The following is a 654-nucleotide window of genomic DNA, read 5'->3' on the forward strand; positions in this document are numbered from 1 at the left end:
GTTCGCGGGCGAAGTGACGCGTGTGGCGCGCGAGGTCGGCACCGAAGGCAAGCTCGGCGGCCAGGCGCTGGTCCGCGGCGTCGCCGGAACGTGGAAGGACCTCACCGACAGCGTCAACTCGATGGCGTCGAACCTGACCGGCCAGGTCCGCAACATCGCCGAGGTCGCGACCGCGGTGGCCAAGGGCGACCTGTCGAAGAAGATCACGGTGAACGTCTCGGGCGAAATCCTTCAGCTGAAGGAAACGCTGAACACGATGGTCGACCAGCTCAACGCCTTCGCAGGCGAGGTGACGCGCGTGGCGCGTGAAGTCGGCACCGACGGCAAGCTCGGCGGTCAGGCCCAGGTCACCGGCGTGGCCGGCACCTGGAAGGATCTGACCGACAGCGTCAACTCGATGGCGGGCAACCTCACGGCGCAGGTTCGCAACATCGCTGAGGTGGCGACTGCGATCGCCGGCGGCGACCTGTCGCGCAAGATCACGGTCGACGTCCGCGGCGAGATCCTGCAGCTGAAGGAAACGCTGAACACGATGGTGGACCAGCTCAACCGCTTCGCCGGCGAGGTGACGCGCGTGGCGCGCGAGGTCGGCACCGAAGGCCGTCTCGGCGGCCAGGCCAACGTGCCCGGCGTGGCCGGCACCTGGAAGGACCT

Annotated in this window: 1 protein-coding gene; it reads left to right on the plus strand. The window is 68.3% G+C overall.

Annotation, left to right across the window (positions count from 1 at the left end):
* Window positions 1–654, plus strand: a 654-nt coding sequence (locus ACFFWD_RS30880; RefSeq protein ID WP_376971857.1) for a HAMP domain-containing protein, incomplete at both ends; no start/stop codon positions are given.

Source organism: Bradyrhizobium erythrophlei (genome assembly GCF_042430365.1).
Lineage (GTDB): Bacteria > Pseudomonadota > Alphaproteobacteria > Rhizobiales > Xanthobacteraceae > Bradyrhizobium > Bradyrhizobium erythrophlei.